Origin of the sequence: Streptomyces sp. NPDC059718 (assembly GCF_042733315.1) — a bacterium.
Classification (GTDB): domain Bacteria; phylum Actinomycetota; class Actinomycetes; order Streptomycetales; family Streptomycetaceae; genus Actinacidiphila.
In genome coordinates, this window is sequence record NZ_JBHWGA010000002.1 from 435,907 (window position 1) to 451,114 (window position 15,208).

Sequence of the window (15,208 nt, forward strand, 5' to 3'; positions counted from 1 at the left end):
AGGGGGCTCCTCGGACCTGCGAGAGCGGAGGCTCGGGGCTGACGCCCGGCTGCCTACTAAGCAGTAACTTATTCGGTTCTCCTGAGACTACCCAGTATCGGCGCACGTGCGCAGCCGTGCCGCCGGTGATCTGTGTCGCTGAGGCGTGCCTTCCCTTGACGCGGGAGCGGTCCGGCGGCCGCGCGGTAGCTCGTCGTGGCCGTCCGTGCGCGGAGGGCTGGCCCATAAGTTGAGTCGCCACGACTCAGGTCTGTTGACAGGGCGAGAGCTGTGAGGCACCCTTGAGCCAGTTCCACTCAAGTAGGCAGCTGGAGGATTCCACCATGGCACGTGCGGTCGGCATCGACCTGGGCACGACTAACTCCGTCGTCAGCGTTCTCGAAGGCGGCGAGCCCACCGTCATCACCAACGCCGAGGGTGCCAGGACCACGCCGTCCGTCGTCGCCTTCGCCAAGAACGGCGAGGTGCTCGTCGGCGAGGTCGCCAAGCGCCAGGCCGTGACCAACGTCGACAGGACCGTCCGGTCGGTCAAGCGCCACATGGGCACCGACTGGAAGATCAACCTGGACGGCAAGGACTTCAACCCGCAGCAGATGAGCGCCTTCATCCTGCAGAAGCTGAAGCGGGACGCCGAGGCCTACCTCGGCGAGAAGGTCACCGACGCGGTCATCACGGTCCCGGCGTACTTCAACGACTCCGAGCGGCAGGCCACCAAGGAGGCCGGCGAGATCGCGGGTCTGAACGTCCTGCGCATCGTCAACGAGCCCACGGCCGCCGCCCTGGCGTACGGCCTGGACAAGGACGACCAGACCATCCTCGTCTTCGACCTCGGTGGCGGCACCTTCGACGTCTCGCTGCTGGAGATCGGCGACGGCGTCGTCGAGGTGAAGGCCACCAACGGCGACAACCACCTCGGTGGTGACGACTGGGACCAGCGCATCGTCGACTACCTGGTGAAGCAGTTCGCCTCGGGTCACGGCGTGGACCTGTCCAAGGACAAGATGGCGCTGCAGCGTCTGCGCGAGGCCGCCGAGAAGGCGAAGATCGAGCTGTCCTCGTCCACCGAGACCTCGATCAACCTGCCCTACATCACGGCCTCCGCCGAGGGCCCGCTGCACCTGGACGAGAAGCTCACCCGCGCCCAGTTCCAGCAGCTGTCCACGGACCTGCTGGAGCGCTGCAAGATCCCGTTCCACAACGTGATCAAGGACGCGGGCATCCAGCTCTCCGAGATCGACCACGTCGTCCTCGTCGGCGGCTCGACCCGCATGCCCGCCGTCGCCGAGCTCGTCAAGGAGCTGACCGGCGGTCAGGACGCCAACAAGGGTGTCAACCCGGACGAGGTCGTCGCCATCGGCGCCGCCCTCCAGGCCGGTGTCCTCAAGGGCGAGGTCAAGGACGTCCTGCTCCTCGACGTCACCCCGCTGTCCCTCGGCATCGAGACCAAGGGCGGCATCATGACCAAGCTGATCGAGCGCAACACCACGATCCCGACCAAGCGCTCGGAGATCTTCACCACGGCCGAGGACAACCAGCCGTCGGTGCAGATCCAGGTCTACCAGGGCGAGCGCGAGATCGCGGCGTACAACAAGAAGCTCGGCATGTTCGAGCTGACCGGTCTGCCGCCGGCCCCGCGCGGCATCCCGCAGATCGAGGTCGCCTTCGACATCGACGCCAACGGCATCATGCACGTCTCCGCCAAGGACCTCGGTACCGGCAAGGAGCAGCGCATGACCGTCACCGGTGGCTCCGCGCTGCCGAAGGACGACATCGACCGCATGATGCGCGAGGCCGAGCAGTACGCGGAGGAGGACCACAAGCGCCGCGAGTCCGCCGAGACCCGCAACCAGGCCGAGCAGCTGGTCTACCAGACCGAGAAGTTCCTCAAGGACAACGAGGACAAGGTCCCCGGTGACGTCAAGACCGAGGTCGAGGCCGCCGTCGCGGACCTGAAGGAGAGCCTGAAGGGCGAGGACTCCGCCGCCATCCGCGAGGCCACCGAGAAGGTCGCCGCCACCTCGCAGAAGCTGGGCCAGGCGCTGTACGCCAACGCCCAGGCCGAGGGCGGCGCGACCGGTGCCGCCGGTGCCGCGGGCGGGGACCGCGCCCAGGCCGACGACGACGTCGTCGACGCCGAGATCGTCGACGAGGACAAGAAGGACGGTGCCGCGTGACGGAGGAGACCCCGGGCTTCGAGGAGGAGCCTGTCGTCCCCTCTGCCGAGGCCGGTTCCACCTCGCCGGGGGAGTCCCCCGGCGAGGCGGGGCCCGGCGCCGGGTCCGCCGACCAGGCGGGCCCGGCGGCCCCGGCCGGGGACGCGAACGCCAACGTCGCTCTGCAGGCGCAGCTGGACCAGGTGCGTACGGCGCTCGGTGAGCGCACGGCGGACCTCCAGCGGCTCCAGGCGGAGTACCAGAACTACCGCCGCCGGGTGGAGCGGGACCGGATCGCGGTCCGCGAGATCGCGATCGCGAACCTGCTGACCGAGCTGCTCCCGGTGCTCGACGACATCGGCCGCGCCCGGGACCACAAGGAGCTGGTCGGCGGGTTCAAGTCGGTCGGCGAGTCCCTGGAGACGGTCGTCGCCAAGATGGGGCTGCAGCAGTTCGGCAAGGAGGGCGAGCCCTTCGACCCGCTGGTGCACGAGGCCCTGATGCACAGTTACTCGCCGGACGTCACGCAGACGACCTGCGTGCAGATCCTGCAGCCCGGGTATCGCATCGGTGAACGCACCATCCGCCCCGCGCGGGTGGCCGTCGCCGAGCCCCAGCCGGGCTCGCAGGGCACGCAGAAGGGCGACGACACGGCGGACGAGGAGAACGGTGGCCCCGAACAGGGCTGACGTGGGTAGCGCACGGAAGGAGGGACGCCGGGGATGAGCATCAGCAGGGATTTGTTCGAGAAGGATCTCTACAAGGTCCTCGGCGTTCCGAAGGACGCCACCGAGGCGGAGATCAAGAAGGCGTACCGGAAGCTCGCCCGCGAGTTCCACCCGGACGCCAACAAGGGCGACGCCAAGGCCGAGGAGCGCTTCAAGGAGATCTCCGAGGCCAACGACGTCCTGTCGGACCCCAAGCGCCGCAAGGAGTACGACGAGGGCCGCGCCCTCTTCGGCAACGGCGGCTTCCGTACCGGCCCGGCCGGCCCGGGCGGGTTCGGCTTCGACCTCGGTGACCTCTTCGGTGGCGGCCCCGGCGGCACCACCACCACCCAGGGCGGCGGCTTCGGCGGCGGCCTCGGGGACGTGTTCGGCGGTCTGTTCAACCGCGGCGCCGGTACGACCCGTACGCAGCCGCGACGCGGCCAGGACATCGAGACCGAGGTGACGCTGAAGTTCACCGAGGCGGTGGACGGCGCCACCGTGCCGCTGAAGATGACCAGCCAGGCCCCCTGCAAGGCCTGCTCCGGCACCGGCGACAAGAACGGCACGCCCCGGGTGTGCCCGACCTGCGTCGGCACCGGCCAGGTCTCGCGCGGCGGCAGCGGCAGCTTCTCGCTCACCGACCCGTGCACGGACTGCAAGGGCCGCGGCCTGATCGCGCAGGACCCCTGCGAGGTCTGCAGCGGCAGCGGCCGGGCCCGTTCGGCGCGCACCATGCAGGTGCGCATCCCGGCGGGTGTCACCGACGGGCAGCGCATCCGGCTGCGCGGCAAGGGCGCGCCGGGCGAGCGCGGCGGCCCGGGCGGCGACCTGTACGTCACCGTGCACGTCGACGCGCACCCGGTGTTCGGACGCAAGGCCGACAACCTCACCGTCACCGTGCCCGTCACCTTCGTGGAGGCGGCGCTGGGCGGGGAGATCAAGGTGCCGACGCTCGGCGGTCCCGCCGTGACCCTCAAGCTGCCCCCCGGCACGCCCAACGGGCGTACGCTGCGGGCCCGCGGCAAGGGCGCGGTCCGCAAGGACGGCACCCGCGGGGACCTGCTGGTCACGATCGAGGTCGCGGTCCCGGCGACCACCGAGGGCAAGGCGCTGGACGCCCTGGAGGCCTACCGGGAGGCGACCGCGGACGAGGACCCGCGGGCAGAGCTGTTCGATGCCGCGAAGGGAGCCTGAGCCGATGAACACGAGCGGCGGCATGCGTGGCGGTCGGGGCCGCAACCCGTACGAGCTGACCGACGAGTCCCCCGTCTACGTCATCTCGGTGGCGGCCCAGCTCTCCGGGCTGCACCCGCAGACCCTGCGCCAGTACGACCGCCTCGGCCTGGTCTCGCCCGACCGCACGGCCGGGCGCGGCCGCCGTTATTCGGCTCGTGACATCGAACTCCTGCGCGAGGTCCAGCGCCTCTCCCAGGACGAGGGCATCAACCTGGCCGGCATCAAGCGCATCATCGAACTGGAGAACCAGGTGGCGGCCCTGCAGTCGCGGGTCGCCGAGCTCTCCGCGGCCCTGGAGGGCGCGGCGGCCGCCATGCAGCAGCGTGAGGCCGCCGTCCACGCCTCGTACCGGCGTGACCTGGTGCCCTACCAGGACGTCCAGCAGACCTCCGCGCTGGTGGTGTGGCGGCCCAAGCGGCCGGAGTGACCGGCCGCCGCCCGGCCCGCTAGGCCTGCAGGTCGGCGGGGCCGCGCGAGACGCGGTGCAGATGGCGCCCCGAGGCGACCATCGCCTCCAGCAGCCGGTGGCCCTCCGCCGCGGGGACGAGCCCTCCGGCACACGCCTCCCGTACGAGGTCGAAGGTCTCCTTGGTGGTGATGCCCCGCCGGCGCGCGAAGTCGCGGGCCGAGCGGTCGTCGGTGATCCAGACCGAGCCCCGGAACTCACGGCGCCGGGTGATCAGTACGCACGTCTCGGCCTCGCCGAGGTGCTTGGTCGGCAGGTGGGACGAGCCGCCGAAGACCGCCCGGCGCAGTCGGTCGACCTCCCGCAGCTCGGCGCCGTCGCTGATCTCCACGGGCTCGCCGAGCCACCCGGCCTCCGCCAGTCCGGCCAGCCGCGGCAGGAACCGCGCGGAACGGCCCGCCTCCCAGGCCACGGCCTGGGTCCAGCGGCCGCGGCCGTCCAGCACCTTCTCCAGCAGGAGCAGCCGGTCGACGGCCGCGAAGTTGCACAGGACGGTGTTGTCGGGGAACCACCACGTGGTCATGGCTGGAAGACCGGATCCCCTTCTTCCGCGTCCTGTTGTTCGATGCCGTTGCCCGGGGGCGGTTCGGGCGCGAGGAGGTCGTGCAGCCGCTCCACGTCGGTGTCCAGCAGCGCGGCCAGCGGACGCAGGGTCGTCTCCCCCGCCAGGTAGGCCTTGTACAACTCCGAGGCGACACGGGGCGGGAAGCGCTCCGCCGAGGCCCGCGAGGCCTGCTTCTGGTAGTCGTCGCCGGCGCCCGCGAGCAGGTGGCAGGCCTCCGTGGTGAGGGCGCGCAGCTGTTTGCGGCGTGCAGCGTCGATGAGTCCCAGCTGGTGCAGCCGGGCCGCCAGCGCGCTCGGCGACACCCGGAAGCGCACGACGAGCCGCTCGAAGCCGGCGTCCGAGAGCCCGCCCTCCGCCGTCGCGGCCTGCGTCAACTCCCTTGTGGGCATGAGTAGATGCGACGCGAAGACGTTGGCCCTTACTTCGGCCAGGTCCTTCTGCCGGCCGGGCGCGACCCGGGACTCCACGACCACGCTCCGCGCGTCCCTGGCGAGGATGTGGCAGAGCTCGTGGGCCAGGGTGAAGCGCTGCCGCGTCCACAGGTCGGTGGGCGCGAGCAGGACGAGGCGGAAGGAGTCGGCCTGCCACGCCAGGCCGTCCACACCCTGGGGAAGCCCGGTGATGGCGACGTCCACCCCGAAGCGGTCCTCCATCGCCGCGATCAGCTCGTCCGTGCCCGTCCCCGCGGCCGGCAGCAGCTCCAGCACCTCGGCCGCCAGCCGCTCGCCCTGCGCCGCGTACCGCTCCGGCGCCGCGTCCACCTCCGGCACGGCGGGCAACTCCCTTGTGCGGCCCAGCAGCTCCAGCACCTCGTAGGCGTCGGCGAACCGCGCTGCGACCTCCTGCGCCCCCACCGGGTCGGCGGTGGTGTCGCCCCGCGTACGGGCCGCGAGCGCGGGGCGCAGCGGCTCGTTGCCGGTCAGCAGCCAGTCCACGCTCGTGCCGCCCGCCTCGGCGATCAACGCCAGGTCGAGCGAGGTGAAACGGCGCACGCCGCTCAGCGACTTCGACAGCTTGTCGGGCGTGAGCCCGACCGACCGGGCGAACGCGGCCTTGGTCATCGCGGCCGCGTCCATCACGGTGCGCACACGTTCGATGACATACGGGTCCATGGGAAAAGCGTAGGCGGGCCTTGCGATAATCGCAAGGCCCGCCCGTGTCCTGCCGTCCGGCTGTCCTACGACGTCACGGCGAGAGGATCGCGTAGTCCCCGCCGGGTGCGGACTCCGAACCGTCCGCGTACACCGCGCGCACCCAGTAGAAGGAGGTGGTGGCGGGTGGTGCGGCGGTGTCGGTCCAGGCGCTGCCGGTCACCGGCTCAGGGGTGAGTGCCTCGTACCGGCCGGTGCCGCGGTCCCAGCGGTAGACCAGGTAACCGACGGCGTCCGCGACCTGTCCCCACACCAGCCCCACGGTCGTTCCGGAGTCGAACGCGTTGAGCTGCACCGGAGACCCCGAGGGGGTGTCGACCGCCGGCCTGAGGTCGGGCTCGGTGACCGTGACGGTGGGGGCCTCGCCGGTCGACTGGTAGCCGGAGTTGCCGTACCGGTCCACGGCGTCGACGAAGTAGCAGAGCTCCTCGCCGTCGGGCAGTTGGGTGTCGGCGAAGCCCGGGCGGTCCCAGTCCAGCTCCTCGAGCACCTCGGCTGAGCAGACCTGACGGCCGCCGTCGTCCACCATCTTCCCGCGGTAGACCGCGTACTCGTCGATGTCCGGCTCGGTGCTCATGTCCCAGTGCAGCAGGATGCCGGACTCCGTGGCCGATGCGGTCAGGCCGGTGACGGCGGCGGGCGGCACGTAGTCGCGCGTGAGCGTGGTGACCGTGACGGGTGAGGAGGCCACGGAGCGACGGCCGGTCTGATCGATTCCGATGATCGCGTAGTGGTAGGTCGCGCCGCGGGGGAGCCCGGAGTTGGCGCACCGGTACTGGGTCCGTCCGTCGGCCAGGCGGGTCCGTGTGACGTAGCACCGTGCGGGGGTGTCCGACGTGTCCACGGGGAGCGACGTGGAGTGGTGCACTTCGAAGTCGAAGTAGTTGCCGCCGTCGGCCGGGACGAACCACGTGAGCTCGGCCCCGCCCACCGTTGGTGTCGCGGTGACCGTGACGGGCGCGGCCGGTGGCCGGCGGGTCGTGGGGGCGTCGGGATTCAGGGTGTACGCGGAGGTGTTGCCTGCCGCATCGACGGCCGCGACGTAGTACGTCCAGTCCTCGGTCCTGGCCACCTTGGTGTCGACGAACGTCGTCGACGCGGAGGTGCCCAGATGCGTTTCTTGCTGATGGTCCAACGTGCGTTTCACGGCGTAACGCACGGCCCCGGGCACCGGTTGCCAGGTGACGGTGATCCCTGCGTCCCCGCCGGTGGCGGTGACCCCGGCGGGAGTCGCAGGGGCGGTGACGTCCCCTGCCGCGACCCGCGAAAGCACCGACATGGCCGACGTGTTGCCAGCCCTGTCCACCGCCGTCACGGCGTAGTCGAAGAGCTCGCCGTTCCTGGCGGGAGGCGTGTCGGTGCGCGCCGTGGCGGTGACGAGGGTGCTGCCGCTCACCGAGGTCCAGGCCGACGTTCCGGTCGGGCGACGGTAGACCCGGTACCCGGCGAGGTCCATCTCGGCGTTCTTCGTCCAGCTGATCCGGACCGGCAGACAGGTCGCGCAGCCGACCGCACCCTTCACGCCGGTGGGCGCCAGCGGCTTCGTCCTGTCCACCGACGCCGACGTGCGCGGCGCGTACGTGAACTTGACGTTGGCGCTGCCCTTGAAGGCGGCGAAGTCGACGCGGAGGGTGTGCCTGCCCTTGGGGACCGTGAGGTTGAGCGTCTTGGTCCGGGTGGTGGAGACGTCCTTCCAGAGGTCGATCTTGCGGGTGCCGTCGAGGTAGACGCGGATGCCGTCGCGGGTGGCGGCGGTGAACGTGAAGGGGCCGCCGGAGCCGAAGTCGCGGGTCAGGCTCCAGCGGACGCCGAAGTTGTCCTTCGGCAGGGTGACGCCGGCGGGGTCGCCGGTGCCGTAGTTCTCGTTGATCGAGGTGTCGCAGGCGGTCCTCTTCGGGGTGCCCTTGAAGGTGGTGTTGGCGTAGTACGACGCGGCCCACACCCCGGTGGAGCAGGTGGTGGCCGCGTGCGCGGCGCCGGCGGGCAGGGCGAGGCCCGCGGCGGTCGTGGCGAACGCGAGCGCGGTGGCGCGGGCGCGTGTGGACTTGGTCAAAGATCCCTCCCGGGTGGAGATCCTGACAGCGTCGAACGTCTGCGCCCAGGGGCCCGGGGCGCTTGTGATCAGGCCGTGTCGTGCCGGGCCGGATTGCGCCCGCGGCGGCGAACGGGGGGTGTCGCGCGGGGGAACGGACGGTGCGCCGGCGGTGGACCCGATGGCCGCGGCGGCCTCCGCCGAAGGGGTGGCCGTGGGGGGCGGGGCGGGCGTGTGGGGCGCGTGGTGGGGAAGACGGTCCGTATGCCGCACAGAGGTGTCGGAGCCGGGATCGTGGTGGGGCTGGCCGTGGGGATGGTGGCCGGTGCGGTGCCGCTCGGGGCGAACTGGGGCGCCGAGGGGCTGGACGTGGGGCTGGCGACGGTGGCGATGTGGGCCGGGCTGCGGCTGGCGGCTCGGCGCGAGGGGCCGTGGTGGGTCGCCGGGCTGATGGCGCTGGCCCTGGTGAGCGTGGGCGTGGCGGCGTACGGGGACGTGGGCGTGCCGCGGTACGCGGGGCTGGTGCCGGTCCCGGTGGTGGCCGCGCTGCTGGTGGTGGGCGGCGCCGGGTCCGTGTGGGCCCGGCGCCGCGAGATGGGCGGCGTGGTGGGTGCGGCGGCCGGGGCGGGCGCGCTGGTGGCCGCCGCATGGCTGCCGGTGTGGGTGGCGGCCGCGATGTGGGCGGCGGCTCAGGCCGGTTCGACCTCATGGACCTCGCTGCCGACGAGGTAGTCCTCGGGCTGCAGCGGCATCCGTACGCGTTCGGGGCTGTCCCAGTAGCGGGCGTTGGCCGCGGCGAAGCCGTCCTCGCCGTCGTAGGCGATCAGCCAGACGAACTGGCTGCGCTCGCGGTCCACCCAGGCCAGGCCGATCTCGAAGCCGTGGGCCCGGCGCAGCGGCACGATCTCGGTGTGCCACAGGCCGAGCCAGGCGTCGAGCATCTCCGGCTTGATGGTGTACGTCCGCAGCTGTGTGGTCCTGGGCAATCCGGGGCTCCCTGGGTTCCTCGGGTCCTTGGGTTCCTTGGCTTCCTTGGCTTCCTTGGCTTCCTTCGGTCACGCGGGCGCGTGCACGCGGACCTGCTGGGGGCGTACGACGCGGTCCCCCATGCGGTAGCCGTGCCGTACGACCTCCGCGACGTCGCCGGCGAGCTCCGGCCGGGGCGCGGGGACGGTGCCCACGGCCTCCTGGAGGGCGGGGTCGAAGCGCCCGGCGGTGACCGGGATGCGGGTCATGCCGTACTTCTCCAGGAGGGTGAGCAGCTCCGCCCCGACCGAGTCGCCGAAGCCGCCGTCGACGCCTAGGTGGCGGTCGATGCGGTCCAGGAGGAGGACGAGGTCGTACAGGAGCGGTTGCACCAGCCGGCCCTCGGCGGCCCTGCGGGTGTGGTCGAGCTCGGCGCGCAGTTCGTCCAGACCGCGCCGTCCCTCACGGTCGTTGAGCAGCCGGCGGCGGAACTGGTCGCCGAGCGCGGCCATTTCCTCGCGCAGGCCGTCGACGGCGTCGGCCACCACCGACAGGGGGTCGGGCGCGGGCTCCTCCGCGGTCTGCGGGGCGGGGCCCGGAGCGGCGCCCTCCTGCGGCACCTGCGGCATCTGTGGCGGCGCGGGGGGCTGAGGGGGCACCTCCGGCAGGGGTGGCGGTGGCGGCACCACCGGCACGGCCGGTACGGGCGGGACCTGCGGAGGCTGCGGAGGCAGCGGTGGCGGGGTGCTCATGCGCGGCTCCAGTACTGCTGCGGCGGGTTGAGGAGGTGCCGGGGGAGGGACGCGCGGGTGTGCCACCAGCGCGGTCTGAAGCCGATCCACGCGATGAGCGCGAGGGCGGCGAGCGCCACGAACCAGGCGTAGGGCCTGGCCGGTGTGAGCGGCACCACGACGGCCGGGACGAGGACCCAGAGCATGCTCTTGTGCCACCGCCAGGTCTTGCCCAGGGACTCGGCGGCGAGCCCCCGGTAGAACTCCAGCCGCCCCAGCAGGTCCGGATCGGCCGGGCGCACGGCCAGGCCCTGGTCGACGCAGTGCAGGATGCGCCGGGCGGCCTCCTCGGAGGCGACGACCAGCCTCCGGGTGACCGGGTGGGTGATCATCGAGCCCTCGGCACGCAGCGACCAGATGCGGCTGACCTGGTTGCGCAGCCCGGTGTGGCCGGGACTGTGCGCCAGGGCCTTCTCGTACCAGGTCAGCGCCTCGTCGAAGCGCGAGGAGGCGTACAGGCCGTCGCCGACGGCGAGTTCGGTCCCGAGGTCGCCCGGCGCCAGCTCGTCGGCCTTCATGTACCAGGTCAGGGCCGTGTGGTGGTCGCCGAGCGCGGTGTGGACGTTGCCGATCTGGAAGTGGTTCGCGGCGTCGTCCGGGTTCAGCTGCAGCGCCCTGCGGTGCTCCTGCAGGGCGTCCTGGTACGCGCCGAGGTCCTGGTGGACGGCGCCCAGCAGCCGCCAGGCGTAGGCGTTGCGGTCGTCGTGGTGCACGGCCTGGCGGAGCTCGTACTCGGCGGCCTGCAGGTCGCCGTCCTCGATGTTCCGTTCGGCGTTGCCCACCCAGTCGCGCACGGTGCCGCCGAGGGTCGGCTGCACGGCCTCCGGCTCCCGGGGCCCCGGCCCCTTCTTCCGGGACCGGGCCAGCCGCTGGTCGTACAGGGCGCGGGCGGAGGGGTCGGTGAGCGCCTTGCGGGCCTCGAGCACGTGCCGCACCTTGTCCTCGGCCTCGCGGCGCTTGTCGGCGGTGGGGGCCTTGCTCGCCTTCCCCGCCCAGCTGCGGTGCTCGCGGTCGAGTTTCCTGCCGATCTCCTCGGCGCTGTCGGCGGTGCCGATCCCGAACTCGGCGTAGTAGTCGGGCACGTCCGTCGTGGTCATGGGGCGTCGGCTCCCGCTCCGGTCAGAGGGCCGCGGTGCGGGACACGCGGTCGCTGAGTTCCTCGAGCTCCTCGGTGCCCAGGTTGTCCGGGCGCTCGACCTCGAACTCGCCGAGCCACTCGCCCGAGGTCAGGTCCTTGACCTCGACGTGGATGATGCCGTCCACGTCGTAGGCGTAGTACACCTCGAAGGGCGCGCCCTTGGGGTACGGCGGGATCTTGAGGGTGCTCTCGCCGACGACCTTGACGTAGTCCAGGTCCTCGCCCTCGCCCTCGGTGACCTGCACCCGCAGCGCGGTCTGGCGCTCCCGGACCGTGTAGAAGGTGTCGCTCTCCTTCGCGGGGACCGTGGTGTTGTGCGGGATGATCACCGCGTTGTACTCCGGTGAGCGGGGGGCGTCGTCGTGGACGGCGACCATGCCGAGCGACTGCGAGGTGACGTCCTTGATGGACTTCACCCTGCCCTTGGTGAGCCGGGCCAGGCCGTCGCCCGGGGCGGACTCCACGTGGGCGCCGCTGCCGATGTACTTCTTGCGCTCGGCGGCCTGTTCGGCGCGGACCTCGGCGTCCAGGGCGATCAGCGCGGCCCCCAGGGCGACCACCTCGTCCTGGCTGACGCCGCGTTCCGCGGTCCGCCCGGACAGCCGCTCCACCAGGGCCGGGACCTGCGGCATCCGCGTGGAACCGCCGACGAGCAGCACCTTGTCGACGTCGTCCCAGGTGAGTGCGGACTCCTCCAGGACGCCCTCGGTGAGGATGCGGGTGCGGTCCAGCAGTTCGGCGGTGAGCTCGTCGAACTTCTCGCGGGTGACGCGGATCTGCTCGTGCCGCCCGCCGGCGGAGAGCATGACGACGGCCTGCGGGGCGTTGGACAGGGTGCGCTTGGCGATCTCCGCCTTGTCGCGCAGTTCGGCGAGGGTGGCGGTGTCGTCGGTGAGGTCGGGGCCGCCGGCCGCCATGAAGGCGCCGTTGAGGTGCTCCATCAGCGCCCCGTCCCAGTCGAAGCCGCCGAGGTTGCGGTCCCCGTCGGTGGCGATGACGTCGTACTCGCCGTCCTCGACCTTCATGACGGTGACGTCGAAGGTGCCGCCGCCGAGGTCGTAGACGAGGACGGTGCCGACCCGCTCGTCCTCGTCCTGGTCGAGCCCGTACGCGAGGGCGGCCGCGGTCGGCTCGTTGACGATCCGCAGCACCTCGAGGCCGGCGATCCGGCCGGCGTCCTGGGTGGCCTTGCGGCGGGCGTCGTCGAAGTAGGCGGGGACGGTGATCACGGCGCGCTCGACGGGCTCGCCGAGCATCATCTCGGCGTCCTCCTTGAGCCGCTTGAGGATCAGCGCGGAGATCTCCTCGGGGCGGAAGGGGGTGCCGGACTCCGAGGTGTAGACGGGGGTGGGCTCGCCCATGTAGCGCTTGACGAACTGCACCACGTGGTCCGGGGCGGTGGCCGCGGAGCGTTTGGCCTGCGAGCCGACGACGACGACGTCGCCCTGGAACATCACCACGGACGGGGTGATGTTCTCGCCCTCGCGGTTGCGGACGATGGACGCGGTGCCGGTACGGTCCGCCACCGCGACAGCGGAGTACGTCGTGCCCAGATCGATTCCCACAACCCGTGCCACAGCCGGGCACCTCCCCGTAGCCGTACGCCATCCGAATCTGCCGGAGCGTCAATCATGCAGCATGCAGGGGTGTTTCGGGGCGGGATCGACAGGGCCGCGGGGGCCCGGGCGAGCGTCAGGCGCGGCCCATGGCGCGGGTCAGCTCGATCTCGACGACGACCCGGTCCGGGTTGGGGGCGGGGGTGCGGCCGTAGCGCTCGGCGTAGCGCCGTACCGCGTCGGCGACGGCGTCCGGGTCGGTGCTGATCCGGGCCACGCCCTCGAGCGTCGCCCACCGCCCCTTGTCGACCTGGCAGACCGCGACCCGGGCCCCCTCCGGCCCGGCCGCCAGGACGTTGGCGACCTTCCGGCTCGCCTTGTTGGTGATCACCCGCGCGAGCCCCGCCCCGGGGTCGTACGTCACCCCCACCGGCACGACGTGCGGGGAGCCGTCGGGCCGGTGGGTCGTGAGCGTGCTCATCAGGTACTCCCGCCAGAAGGCGAGGTAGCCGGGGTCGGGGTCGCGCGGGTTGACGGTCATACCGGGAAGGATGTCACCCGGTCGGCGCCAGGGCGACGGAGCCCCACGTCGGGAAGGACTCCGTCCCGTCGTCGAGGACGGCGGTCACCTGGTAGACGTGGGTCGTGCCCGTGGCCGGCGCGGTGTCGGTCCAGCTCGACGGCAGGGTGGGCAGGGGTGCGGCGTTGAGCTTCACGTAGGAGCGGGTGGTGTAGTCGAAGTCGTACACGTTGTAGCCGGTGATCCGGTCGCACACGGCGGCGTTCGAGCAGTACCAGTCCAGGAGCACCCCGCCGGTGGCCGTCACCGAGATGCTGTCCATCCGCAGCGCGAGGGTGCCCGGCGCCGGGTAGGGGGTGTCCACCATGTTGATCGGCGTGACGTCCAAGGTGGCGGCCACGGTGTCCACGGTCGCGTTGCCCGAGGTGTCGACGGCCACGACCAGGAAGCTCACGGGCTGGCTGCCGAGCGCCTTGACCAGGCGGTAGTGCGTGGTGCCCGCGGGGACCACGGCCGTGGTGTCCTTCTGGAAGTACGGCCGGCCGGTGTAGGCGTTCATCTCCCAGGAGCCGGTGTGGACCTCGTAGTGGTCGAGGTCGGCCGCCGTGCTGTCGTCCCAGTCGAGCTCGATGCCGTACTTCTCGGCCGTGCCGGTGAGGCCGGTGACGGCGGCCGGCGGGCCGGAGACCGCGGTCAGGGTGACCGAGGGCGCCTGGGCCCTGGCGGACTCGTTGCCGGAGGCGTCGACCGAGGTGACCGCGTAGGTGTACGTCCCGGCCGTGCCGCCGGGCCACTGGTCGTTCAGGTACAGCTCGGTGGACGGGGCGCTGTTCGGGTCGAGCCGGACCCAGGCGCCGTCGGCGCCGGTGCGGCGGTACACGCGGTAGGACCGCAGGTCGCCGTCCTTGACGGCGGCCCAGGTCACCTTGACGGCACCGGTGGACTCGGAGTACGTCGCGGCGACCCCGGTCGGTACGGCCGGAGCGGTCCTGTCGGTGCTGGTGACCGCGACCAGGGCGGAGTCGGCAGAGGCGTGGCCCGCCTTGTCGACGGCCGTGACCTTGTAGACGTACCTCGCACCCGTGGGCGGCGGGGTGTCGGTGAATCGGGGCGAGGTCAGCAGGGCGGTGCCGCTGATCCTGGTCCAGGCGGTCGCAGTCGCGAGCCGGCGGTAGACGCGGTAGCCGGCCAGGTCCATCTCGGCGTTCTGGGACCAGGTCAGGCCGGCCTTGGCCGTGCTGCCGGAGTACGTGGCGCGCAGGCCGGCCGGGGCCAGCGGCTTGACCTTGTCGACGGAGGCCGACGTGCGGGGCGCGTAGCCGAACGTCACGTTGGCCTTGCCCCTGAAGGCGGCGAAGTCGACGCGGATGGTGTGCTTGCCCTTGGGGACGGTGAGGTTGACCGTCTTCTTCTGGGTCTTGCTCACGTCCTTCCAGAGGCTGATCTTGCGGTTGCCGTCGAGGTAGACGCGGACGCCGTCCTGCGCGGTGGTGGTGAAGCTGAACGGGCCGCCCGATCCGAAGTTCCTGGTCACCGACCAGCGGACGCCGAAGTTGTCCTTGGGCAGTGAGACGCCGGCCGGATCGCCCGAGCCGTAGTTCTCGCTGATCTTCGTGTCGCAGACGGTCTTCTTGGGGGTGCCCTTGAAGGCCGTGTTGGCGTAGTAGGTCGCCTTCCACACGTTGGTGCCGCAGGTGACGGCGGTGGTGGCGTGGGCCGGGACGGTGCCGGCGGTGGTGCCCCATACGAGGGCGGTTGCGGCGACTGCGGCCGCGGAATGGCGTATGGACATGTCAGTGGATCCCCTCCCCTGGGGGTTGATCTTGGCAGAGATACGGAGAACTGCAAAGGCTTTCTGTGCCCGTCGCTGGCATTCACAGAATTGAGTGGAATAGACTCAACTTGTCTCACGCTGGAGTAGGCA

Annotated in this window: 14 protein-coding genes; 5 read left to right on the forward strand and 9 right to left on the reverse strand. The window is 71.6% G+C overall.

The genetic code is table 11. The features are described from left to right. The first annotated feature begins 323 nt into the window (after positions 1 to 323). The 4 genes from dnaK to ACFV3E_RS04525 are packed head-to-tail and all read left to right on the forward strand — an operon-like array spanning position 324 to position 4,526. Positions 324 to 2,174 carry a molecular chaperone DnaK gene (dnaK, locus tag ACFV3E_RS04510; RefSeq protein WP_500533341.1) on the forward strand — a complete coding sequence of 617 codons (1,851 nt, stop codon included), beginning with the start codon at positions 324 to 326 and terminating at the stop codon, positions 2,172 to 2,174. Then, positions 2,171 to 2,842, forward strand: a complete 672-nt coding sequence (gene grpE / locus ACFV3E_RS04515) for a nucleotide exchange factor GrpE (RefSeq protein ID WP_500533342.1) — start codon at positions 2,171 to 2,173, stop codon at positions 2,840 to 2,842. The genes dnaK and grpE (ACFV3E_RS04515) overlap by 4 nt, the downstream gene beginning before the upstream one ends. Positions 2,843 to 2,875: 33 nt before the next feature. Further along, positions 2,876 to 4,057, forward strand: a complete 1,182-nt coding sequence (gene dnaJ / locus ACFV3E_RS04520) for a molecular chaperone DnaJ (protein ID WP_500533343.1) — start codon at positions 2,876 to 2,878, stop codon at positions 4,055 to 4,057. A gap of 4 nt (positions 4,058 to 4,061) precedes the next feature. After that, entirely contained in the window at positions 4,062 to 4,526 is a 465-nt protein-coding gene (locus ACFV3E_RS04525; protein ID WP_361789985.1) for a heat shock protein transcriptional repressor HspR, read from the forward strand. A 19-nt stretch (positions 4,527 to 4,545) separates the two neighbouring features. Here ACFV3E_RS04525 and ACFV3E_RS04530 read toward each other — a convergent pair whose 3' ends face one another. From ACFV3E_RS04530 to ACFV3E_RS04540, 3 genes are all read right to left on the reverse strand, one after another. Beyond that, the gene (locus ACFV3E_RS04530; protein ID WP_500533344.1) at positions 4,546 to 5,088 is read right to left on the reverse strand and encodes a PIN domain-containing protein; all 543 of its coding nucleotides are present in this window, start codon (positions 5,086 to 5,088) and stop codon (positions 4,546 to 4,548) included. Further along, positions 5,085 to 6,242: an ImmA/IrrE family metallo-endopeptidase gene (locus ACFV3E_RS04535; protein ID WP_500533345.1), complete on the reverse strand. Its 1,158-nt coding sequence runs from the start codon at positions 6,240 to 6,242 to the stop codon at positions 5,085 to 5,087. Before ACFV3E_RS04535 ends, ACFV3E_RS04530 begins: the two co-directional genes overlap by 4 nt. Positions 6,243 to 6,315: 73 nt before the next feature. Beyond that, entirely contained in the window at positions 6,316 to 8,334 is a 2,019-nt protein-coding gene (locus tag ACFV3E_RS04540; protein ID WP_500533346.1) for a fibronectin type III domain-containing protein, read from the reverse strand. 243 nt (positions 8,335 to 8,577) lie between these two features. Between ACFV3E_RS04540 and ACFV3E_RS04545 the strand changes: the two genes are divergently transcribed. Further along, the gene (locus ACFV3E_RS04545) at positions 8,578 to 9,045 is read left to right on the forward strand and encodes a hypothetical protein (RefSeq protein WP_500533347.1); all 468 of its coding nucleotides are present in this window, start codon (positions 8,578 to 8,580) and stop codon (positions 9,043 to 9,045) included. Here ACFV3E_RS04545 and ACFV3E_RS04550 read toward each other — a convergent pair. The 6 genes from ACFV3E_RS04550 to ACFV3E_RS04575 form a co-directional block, all read right to left on the reverse strand. Beyond that, the gene (locus tag ACFV3E_RS04550) at positions 9,003 to 9,299 is read right to left on the reverse strand and encodes an NIPSNAP family protein (RefSeq protein ID WP_500533348.1); all 297 of its coding nucleotides are present in this window, start codon (positions 9,297 to 9,299) and stop codon (positions 9,003 to 9,005) included. The genes ACFV3E_RS04545 and ACFV3E_RS04550 overlap by 43 nt on opposite strands. Positions 9,300 to 9,368: 69 nt before the next feature. Further along, positions 9,369 to 10,031, reverse strand: coding sequence for a nucleotide exchange factor GrpE (gene grpE, locus ACFV3E_RS04555; RefSeq protein ID WP_500533349.1), 663 nt, complete (start codon positions 10,029 to 10,031; stop codon positions 9,369 to 9,371). Further along, a complete protein-coding gene (locus ACFV3E_RS04560; protein ID WP_500533350.1) occupies positions 10,028 to 11,167 on the reverse strand; it encodes a tetratricopeptide repeat protein in 1,140 nt (379 codons plus the stop codon). The genes grpE (ACFV3E_RS04555) and ACFV3E_RS04560 overlap by 4 nt, the downstream gene beginning before the upstream one ends. A 22-nt stretch (positions 11,168 to 11,189) precedes the next feature. After that, positions 11,190 to 12,785, reverse strand: coding sequence for an Hsp70 family protein (locus ACFV3E_RS04565; RefSeq protein WP_500368284.1), 1,596 nt, complete (start codon positions 12,783 to 12,785; stop codon positions 11,190 to 11,192). 115 nt (positions 12,786 to 12,900) lie between these two features. Continuing rightward, on the reverse strand, positions 12,901 to 13,305 hold the full coding sequence (locus tag ACFV3E_RS04570) for a pyridoxamine 5'-phosphate oxidase family protein (protein WP_500533351.1): 405 nt from the start codon (positions 13,303 to 13,305) through the stop codon (positions 12,901 to 12,903). Positions 13,306 to 13,318: 13 nt separating this feature from the next. Beyond that, complete coding sequence (locus ACFV3E_RS04575; RefSeq protein WP_500533352.1) at positions 13,319 to 15,076, reverse strand: PA14 domain-containing protein; 1,758 nt, start codon at positions 15,074 to 15,076, stop codon at positions 13,319 to 13,321. Positions 15,077 to 15,208: the final 132 nt, after the last annotated feature.